General features: G+C 61.8%; 8 protein-coding genes. 3 read left to right on the top strand and 5 right to left on the bottom strand.

The genetic code is table 11. From position 1 onward, the window contains the following. The first annotated feature begins 160 nt into the window (after positions 1 to 160). Entirely contained in the window at positions 161 to 1,609 is a 1,449-nt protein-coding gene (locus HY696_01395) for a hypothetical protein (GenBank protein MBI4237055.1), read from the top strand. A gap of 69 nt (positions 1,610 to 1,678) precedes the next feature. Here the strand turns inward: HY696_01395 and HY696_01390 are convergent, their stop codons facing one another. The 3 genes from HY696_01390 to HY696_01380 form a co-directional block, all read right to left on the bottom strand. After that, positions 1,679 to 1,903, bottom strand: coding sequence for a hypothetical protein (locus tag HY696_01390; protein MBI4237054.1), 225 nt, complete (start codon positions 1,901 to 1,903; stop codon positions 1,679 to 1,681). A gap of 105 nt (positions 1,904 to 2,008) precedes the next feature. Continuing rightward, entirely contained in the window at positions 2,009 to 2,875 is an 867-nt protein-coding gene (cyoE, locus tag HY696_01385; protein ID MBI4237053.1) for a protoheme IX farnesyltransferase, read from the bottom strand. Further along, positions 2,835 to 3,737, bottom strand: a complete 903-nt coding sequence (locus tag HY696_01380; GenBank protein MBI4237052.1) for a COX15/CtaA family protein — start codon at positions 3,735 to 3,737, stop codon at positions 2,835 to 2,837. Before HY696_01380 ends, cyoE begins: the two co-directional genes overlap by 41 nt. A 285-nt stretch (positions 3,738 to 4,022) precedes the next feature. Here HY696_01380 and HY696_01375 point away from each other — a divergent pair, with 285 nt between their 5' ends. Next, entirely contained in the window at positions 4,023 to 5,825 is a 1,803-nt protein-coding gene (locus HY696_01375) for a helix-turn-helix transcriptional regulator (protein MBI4237051.1), read from the top strand. A gap of 153 nt (positions 5,826 to 5,978) precedes the next feature. Next, a complete protein-coding gene (locus HY696_01370) occupies positions 5,979 to 7,187 on the top strand; it encodes a hypothetical protein (protein MBI4237050.1) in 1,209 nt (402 codons plus the stop codon). A gap of 6 nt (positions 7,188 to 7,193) precedes the next feature. On the opposite strand, the gene HY696_01365 is transcribed toward HY696_01370, so the two are convergent. Together HY696_01365 and HY696_01360 are read right to left on the bottom strand one after the other, a co-directional pair. After that, positions 7,194 to 8,297, bottom strand: a complete 1,104-nt coding sequence (locus tag HY696_01365; protein MBI4237049.1) for a c-type cytochrome — start codon at positions 8,295 to 8,297, stop codon at positions 7,194 to 7,196. A gap of 7 nt (positions 8,298 to 8,304) precedes the next feature. After that, positions 8,305 to 8,952 (bottom strand): cytochrome c oxidase subunit 3 family protein, encoded by a 648-nt coding sequence (locus HY696_01360; GenBank protein ID MBI4237048.1) that lies wholly within the window; start codon positions 8,950 to 8,952, stop codon positions 8,305 to 8,307. Position 8,953 lies beyond the last annotated feature (1 nt).

Here is an 8,953-nt window from a genome sequence, read left to right as displayed (position 1 = left end):
TCCCGGATCATCCCGTCACTGAAACTCAACTGACTCGTCGTTGTTTGGCTCATCCCAGAAAACTACACGGATCACATCCCCTTTGCCGCAACAATCATGCCTTTATGCAAAGGTCTCTACAAATCATTGGTAATTGTCCCGCCAACGGAAAGGGGGGCTTATGCGTTTTCGCGCACACTACACCGGACTACTCTGCAGCCTGTTGTTGATAGTCCATTGCGGCGGCAGCACATCGTCGGAGGGGAGTAGCACCAGCTCCGGGAGTTCGAGTTCCGGCGGGACGACTACGGGAACGGTCACGGTGACGGGGTCACTCAACGTCGGAGCCGTTGGGAGCCTGGGCGCGAAAACGACTGCGGCATCCGGGTATAGCGTCGTCGCGGTCAACAATGCGAGTAACGCGACGGTCCGCGCCACCACGGCATCTGACGGGTCGTTCTCCCTCGCCCTTTCCTCGGCCGCGACGTATTTGATCAGCTACATTAAGGACGGCAGTTACATCGGACCGACGGTCTTCGACGGAGCGGGGTCCGAAGTCACGATGGGACTCGCGCCGAGCGACGACACCGCGCTCGGTGAGATCACGCTCGACACCACGAACGGATTTGCGCGGACGACGACCGCACCCGACGACGCCAGCGCCAGCGTTACGGCGGTCGCGAGCGGCGGGATTCCGGTCGGCGCGGGCAACGATGGCAAGACCGCACAGAGCAATATTACGAATCGGAGTGATTCCGACCAAGATCGGGATGGGATTCCGAACCTCTTCGATGCCGATGAAGACAATGACGGCGTCCGCAACGGAATCGCGGCGACGCCCAGCGGGATCGAAGTCGTGAGCGATCGTGTCGATCGGGTCTATGCGAGCAGTAATATTTGGGCCGATCATGACACAACCTCCGCCGCACGGGACCTGATTGCGCTCCGTTTGCACGTCGTGCCGGTGGCGGGGCAAGAAGATCAAATCGCGAGTGTCGCGTGCATCGACGTGCCGAGCAGCATCGCCGACACGGCCACGGTGCGCTTTGCGTCCTCACTCGGTGATCCACAAAGCTATCCAACGGAAAATTCGCTCTGGGAAGATGCCGGATACGGCTTGTACCAAACGACCACATTGGCGAACGAAGAGTGGATCGTCTCACTCGCGCCGCACGCGGACATGGCCGTGGGCGACACGTTCACGATTCGCGTGGCTTACACGGACGCCTCCACGGAGGATTTCTTCATCGTGATGAGTTATGTGCTAACCGATTGGGCCCGCATTGCGAGCTACAACGGCACGACGATGCCGACGGCCACGGGGACCAAAAGCGCACCAGTGGCGTTGACGACCGATACCCTCACGTTGGTCATCACGAAACCGACAGACGAAGACGGCAATATTCTCAGCGGGCTCAGCTACTCCGTGCGCTACGGGCCCTCGACCGCCAGTGGGGGACTGTATAATGTCCCGGCCGACGTGACGGAAACGAATATCACGGACACCGGAGCCGCGACGCTCAGCATCACGATTCCCACGCCGTCGGGCGCGACATACTATGTCACGCCGGTGGCCTCATCCAGCGATGGACAACGCAACGGCGAAGAGACTTGGTTCACGCGGGAGTGAGCGCTGCATACAAAAAAACCCCGTGGGGTTCGGCCCCACGGGGTTTGACACCATCATGAATCGCTTCGATTACTCGCAACAAATGTCGTAGCAACGCACGGTCTTGCGGCCGTTGGACTTGGCGCGCTTGATCCCTTGTTCGAGATACCACGCGATGACACCGTTCAACGCATCGACGATATCGCCGGAGGATTGGCACTTCGCCTTCGCGATCTGCTCCTTCACGCGCGACCGGACCACGAAATCCCCAACCGCCCCGCCGTTCTTCTTGCCCTTCGCCTTGGCCTTGGCCATACAGCCTCCTTGTAATAGGTTTCGTTTTCGTCCTGAGGCGGCGATGTGTAGTCAGCGCCTGATGAGGATGCAAGCGTTTTCTCCGCGACAACGGCACAGAGCGCGCTATCCATGCCGCATGAAGAGGACATCGACCATCAGCAGGAGAAACAGCAGCAACACATACAAGATCGAAAAGCCGAACAGCCGCCAGCCGGCGCGATCGGTTTTGTCGCGCAACAAACGCCATGCGAACCAAATGAACAATGCGCCGAGCAGGCCAGCGCTGCCGAGATAGAGCCAGCCGACGGGATGGACCGCAGCCAGGCCGAGCGAGAGCGGCAACAGGATCAGCGAATAATAAAAAATTTGGCGACGCGTTTCTTCTTCGCCGGCGACGATCGGAAGCATCGGCAACGCGACGCGGGCATAGTCTTCGCGGCAACAGAGCGCGAGCGCCCAGAAATGCGGCGGTGTCCAGAAAAATATCAAGAGAAAGAGCAGGATCGGCACCAGATCGAGTCGTCCGGTGACTGCGGCCCACGCAATGAGCGGCGCCGCAGCGCCTGCAGCGCCGCCGATCACGATGTTGTACGGCGTGCGCGGTTTCAACCAAAGCGTGTAGTAGAAACCGTAAAACAGAATAGTCCCGAGGCCCAACAGCGCGCCGAGCGGCGTGCCGCGCCACCACAGGAGTCCGACGCCGAGCAAGCCGAGCACGATCCCAAACAGCAATGCGGCACGCGGCGTCATGAGGCCGAGCGGCAATGGCCGCTTCTTCGCCGTGCGACGCATTTGTTTATCGATGTCGCGTTCAAAATATTGATTGAAGGTGTTCGCAGCGCCGCCGATCAGGAAGACCGCCAGCGTCAGCAGCGCTAATCGCACTGGCTCGCGGAGCAGCGCACCATGGACCACGAACGCGGTCAGCCCCGTGACGGCAAAGAGCAGGCTAATGCGCGGCTTGGTGAGTTGCCAATAGGCGTTGAGCACGCAGTCTCCAAAGACAGATGATGAGAAGGATGTATAGTAACGTGGCCATCGCCAGATGCGCCACGTCGATCGCAAAGGCCAGCGCGTACCAGATATTCGCGATGCCTAACGCCAATTGAAGTACGAGGACAAGCAGCAGCAGGCGAAAGGGGAAGCGGTCTGCAGACGCAACCACGCGTCGGCCCAATAGCCCGAAGCCGCCTAACGTCAGAAACGCAGCCAGCGCTCCCAACCGATGGCTCATGTGTAACGCCACGGCACCGTGCATTTCCGGCCACCACATCCCTTGACACATCGGAAAATCGGGACACGCCAATCCGGCGTGGCTCGTACTGACCAACGCGCCGAGGATCGCTTGCATCACTAAGATCGCGAGCGCGAGATAGCCAAAATTCAGCAACCCGCGCGGCGGAGCGACACTGGCGCCCACGTTGACTCCAGCGGAATCGCTCGCCCGAAACGTCATCGCTAAGATCAGCGCTAAGAAGAGCCAAGAAAGGGCCAAATGGGTCGCGATGATCAGCGGTTCCAGTTCGGAGGCCACGGCCAATGCGCCGAGCACGGCTTGGAGGAGGAGCAGGCCGAACGCGGCGACGCTGAGTCCGCCGAGCGCTGCACGCAACGCCCGATTCCGGAACACGCGGACGACGATCCACAGCAGCAACAAAACCACGACGCCGGCCAGCGCACGATGGCTGTATTCGATCAGTGCGAGCCGTTCGCTCGGCGGCAGCGCGGCGCCATGACAGAGCGGCCAATCGGGACACCCCAGTCCCGCACCGGCACGCCGCACCACCGCCCCCCAAATGATGAGGCCATAGGTCAGCAACGTCAGCCCGATGAGTGTCCCCCGAATCCGCACGGCCGGGATGATTCGACTAACTGGGACGCCGTTTCAAGGAAAATGTGGCGATGAACGCACCCCGACCCAAAGGGCGGGGGATCCACGTCCCTCTCCCTTTGGGGAGAGGGATGGGTGAGGGGGAGTTTCCTGGGGGCGAGGGGATAATAAGGCAGTCAAACCGACTCAGGCAACTTTCTCGACAGGGCGTCGATGATATCCCCATGGCACGCGTCCTACGACCGACCTCTAAGGGATTCGCACCGGCCCCCGCCACAGCCGCGCCGAGGACCGGAGATCACGCACTTGCGTGCGCGGGGCGCGGGAGAGTGGCGCAACAAGGCCTGGGCCCAACTCCCAGACGCCTCCACGTGGGCCGCGCCATTGCGCAACGAGTGCCTCCGCCTGGCCGACGAACATTTCGCGGAACGGGCGGCGTGGGTCGACTGTTGGGCACACTGGGGCCGCACCGGCGCGCTCACGTGGCACAAATGCCAACGGTTCGCAGAAACCATCGGAGTCGCCCTGCCGGACGCCACCGCCCGCGACCTCTGCGCGGCCATCCGCGCCGTGGCCCACATCCAGCAGGACTCGAGTCAGCACGCCGCCCTCACGGCCGGCTCGGCCATTCTGACACGCGTGCGGCCGTACGCGCCGTCGTGGTTCAGAGAATTAATCGTTCATTGCATCCGGCATGAATGGACTGCCTGCGATGACTATCGTTTTTTCCTGCGCGCGGTACGCCTGATGCGCGGCGTTGCCACCGGACGCGCCGCGCAGACGGCCCGCGCCCACGGGTTCACCAAAAGTGATGTGGAGGAGCTCGAGATGGGGGCGCTGACATCCGAAGCGACCCTCCGGCGTAGCGCAGACAAGTATGGCGTGCCCTACCCCGCGCTGTTGCAGAGTTACCTCGCGGCACACTATCCGTGGATCAACTGGGACGCGTTGCGCGTCTGTCGGCAACCATTTTTCGTCCTTCCGAGCGACGTGCCGAAACTCCGAGGGTACCTCCGTGCGTCGCCCACCTTCGGGGAGGCCTTGATGGCCGGACGAAAGGCACGGCAGCTCTCGATGGAGGCAATGGCCACACAACTGGGCTGGGAAATCGCCTATTACGATACCGTGGAGTCCGGGGAGCGGGTCCCTGAATTTGGGACGCTGTCGAAACTGGAGGTCTTCGTCCCGCGCGCCGAGATGCTGCGCCTGTTGCTGGCCCAGCAATACCCGGCACTGCTCGATCCGCGGCGTGGCTATCCGCATTTCATCCATCCGCGACTCACGGTCGAGCCGATCCATATCCCCCTCAACGAGCCGGATCTGGAGACACGACTGCACCGCTACACCACCACGCCCGGTTCGTTCGGCGAAGAGCTCTACTGGGCACGCCGGCGGGCCGGGTATGCGATCAACACGGTGGTGGAAACAACGGGACGCCGGATCTCGCGCAAACTGCTCTACCTATTCGAACACAATCTCGCACTGCCCACTACGGCGGAAGCGGACATTCTCGGCGCTGCGCTCGGCACAACGCCGTCGCAGCGGGAGTCGTGGCACGCGGCAATGGCGCGCACCTCAACTCCGGACGTTTCCCGCGCCTTGCTCGGCACCCTGCTCGCTGCCAACGGAACGTTGCGGATCGAACAACTCCGCCACCCACCCGACATGGCGACATTTCGCCAATTGCTGCGCGTCTTCTCCACGCATACCCCCGCGACACTCGCCACCCTGCTGCAACGGCAGTTCTTCCCCGATCTCGACTTGGCCGCCCTGCCATGCGTACGAGACGGCGCCCTACCGCCGCCCGTACTGCTGGTCACGGGAGACGCGGTGGGAAAACTGCGCCGCTACGTGCAACGTGACACGTCCAGCCTCGGCGAATCGATCCTGGTCGGGCGACTGGCCGTCGATCGGTTGTGGAGCTTGCAGGAAACCGCCGCGCGACTCGATTGGACGGTGAGCCGACTCCAGGAGATCGAGGCCGGACGCGCACAACGGATCACTCCGGCAGAACGGGCCGCAGTCGCGCGCGTGTTCGCCCGCCCGTCCGACGGGCCGGGAGCTCCGCCGGAATCCACGGATTCCGGCGCCCCCCTCGCGCAACTTTAGGCCACATGTGCCACGTCTGCAGCGGTTGGCGTAAACAAATAGGGAGTCATCGGCATCAAGTAACCTAGCGGTCTCGCAATTTCACCTTGCAAAGTCACGTGGAGCGCTATACGACGCACACATTCACATGGCGGGGGAAGAAAGGGAGTCCGTATGGCGGGCGTCCGAGTTCGTAAATCATGGGGCGGCGAATGTGCCGTCAGCGGAGGGGCAATCGGTGTTGAGGCAGTGCCCGCCTTACGCCGGCGCGTAGTCAAGGCACTACCAGCCCGCATTGCTATCCAGCCCGCGACCGCCCACGCGTCCGAAGGATGGGCTCCAGCCGTTGCCTTGTATGGCGCGTTGGCAAGAACGACACCACCCACAGTCGACCTCTCGCTCCAGTTTCCCTCCGGCCTCCGCGTTGATCGTCGTCAAGCTGCGGACGGTTATGTCTCACGTTGGAGTGCAACGCAATTCCCGATCGAATTAGTGGATACGTGGAAACGGAATGCGGCGGCCGCATGGAATGCCGCCGCCCGACGCGAAAAGGGAACATCGCCGGAGGAGCAGGCGCTGCTGGATTCATGGGCGGCCTGCGCGTGGAGCCCAGATTCCAATGAACAGCGGCAATTTTTCACGACCGGCCTGGATCTCTATTTCGCACTCGCCGCTGAATCTTCGCATGCAGCCGACAGGTGGGTGCGCAGTGGTGGGCGCGATACCGCAGCCGCTCAGCGAGCGCTGGAGGTTTGTCGCGGACTCGACGCCCACTGTTGGGACTGGATGGGATATGGCGGGACGATGGCCACACGGTACCTAGGAGGTGATGGCCGAGCCGGCACTTGGATGTGCCGGATGCGTGGCGATGTGACGGTACCGATCGCAGGCTGGGTCGGGTCGTTGCTGGAGCGGGGTCTTGAAACGGCCGATCCGGACAATGCAGCACGCATTTCCGTGAACCGCTGTTTCACCCCCGATCGACTGTTGGACGTGGCAGTTGCAAGCGGTCTCCAGGTCCGCACGCGGCTGGAATATGGACCAGGCGCGACTCGTGAGGCGCTGCAACAAGTCCTGTTGAATCCTGAACTCGCTCCCGCGGAAAAGACCGCCGCCGTGACTGAAGCCATGAACGTGATCGATTACGTAACTCGATGGGCCAACGACCGTTTTGAGACGGACACTCTACTCCATATTGACGGCCAGGTCTCGGGGAACAGGCTCGCATTACGATTCGCGGCCGGCGCGCTGAAAGTCCTCTTCGACACGCTGCGCCGTGGACCGCTCAGCGAAGCGGGCTTCTCGGCAGCACTCCAGACGATGTGGAAACACGGCGCCACCGCCGACGTCACGTGGCCGGTTGTTCCGATCGCCGCGCAGTAAATTCCTCTACTCGCTCAGTTGGCGGACGTATTCATACAACTCATGCCACTCTGCCCGAGTAAAGTGGGTGATGCCGGACTTGCCGACGCCGGGAAGGCCGTTGGCGACTAATTCAATGAATCGCATTTCGTCGCTGCGCCACGTCCCAGTCGCCGCGTGCAGCGGCGCCGTGCGCAAATAGGCGCGCGGGTTGACACCGAGCGTGCCGACCTTGACGCCACCGCCGCCCGCTGCGCCGTGGCATGGGGCGCAAAATTGCGCAAAGAGCGGTGCGCCGGGGTGGGTCGCTGCAGGGAGTTGGCCGTTCGCAGCGGCCGCGGACACCGGCACCGCCATCAATTGCATCACTTGATCGACCGGCAAACGGACCGACGCGGCACTGCCGCCGCCGCTCAAGCCCAGCGCGTCCTGCATCTTCTTGAAGCTCTCGTCGGTATCGGCGGGGGCGTCGGGCATGAAGCTACGCACATAGTGAGTGACCGCGAAGCGGTCGGCGAGCGGCAACGTGCTCTCGAACGGCGGCATCGGCGTACCCGCCAGCCCCTTCGAGACGGCCGTCATGACCTCGCTGGTCGTGCGGCCTAACTTCCAACCATCCGCAACGGTGAAATTACGCGGCGGCGGATTGAACGCGCCGCCGGCCGGTCCGTCGCCGCGGCCCTGCTCGCCGTGGCAAGTGCCGCACCGCGCGACGTACAATTCCTTCCCCTTCGCCACTAACTCCGGCGTCGGTTGGCGCAACGTGTTCAATTCCTCCGCCGACGCCCCGCCACCCGCGGCCGTCGGAGGCGTCGCGGCAATCGCCGGACGTTCCACGCCACGGTCGAACAAGTCCGCAGCGGTGAGTGCGACAAACACGGCCAGGAAGACGAATGATGAAAGAAAGACGACTTGATTGAATTTGTTGTCGTACTTGAGGTGCATGAAAAACAAGATCACCAGCGCGGCCTTGATCGTCGCGATCAACATGGCCACGAAGATGTTCATCACGCCGTAGTCTTGGTACGCCACGCCAACCGTGATCGCCGTAAGAATCAGCAGCGCCAGCCAGACACGGACGTAGACCGATTTGTGATCGTGGTGTTTTGGGCTCTGTGATGCGTCGCTCATCGCGTCCTCAACTGATTAAATAAAATAACGGGAATAAATAAATCCAGATCAGATCGACCAAGTGCCAATACAATCCAGTCAGCTCCACCGGCGTGGAATAATGCGCATCGAAGCGGCCGCGGTTGCAACCGACGATCATCCAAGCGATCAGTCCCATCCCGACCAGCACGTGGATGCCGTGCAATCCGGTCATCATGAAATAGAGCGAAAAGAACAGCGCGGCCTTCGGATGCGTGAGTTCGGCGTTGTGAAAATGGATTCCCGGCAGCAGACCTTCGTGGAACTTGTGCGTGTATTCGAGGTACTTGATCCCCATAAAGAGGAGTCCGCAGAAAAATGTGATCAGCAATAATTGCGACGCGCGCGCGGATTCGCTCCGCTGCACGGCACGCACGGCCATCGCCATCGTGAAGCTGCTGCAAATGAGCACCATCGTGTTGACGCTGCCCAGCACGCGATCGAGAAAGTGGTGCGCTTGACTGAACATCTCCGGATAGAGACCGCGGAAGATGATGTACACCACAAACAGTCCGCCGAAGAGCAGGATTTCCGTGACGAGAAAGAGCCACAATCCGAGCTTGGAGCTTTGATACTGCTGTTCCGCCGTCTCGAAGTGGTGGTGGACGTGCAACGTCCCGTGTGTGGCGGTCGTCAAG

The organism is Deltaproteobacteria bacterium, assembly GCA_016210045.1.
Lineage (GTDB): Bacteria > UBA10199 > UBA10199.
Note: the sequence above shows the minus strand (reverse complement) of the source record. Positions and strands in the feature narration are given on the sequence as shown.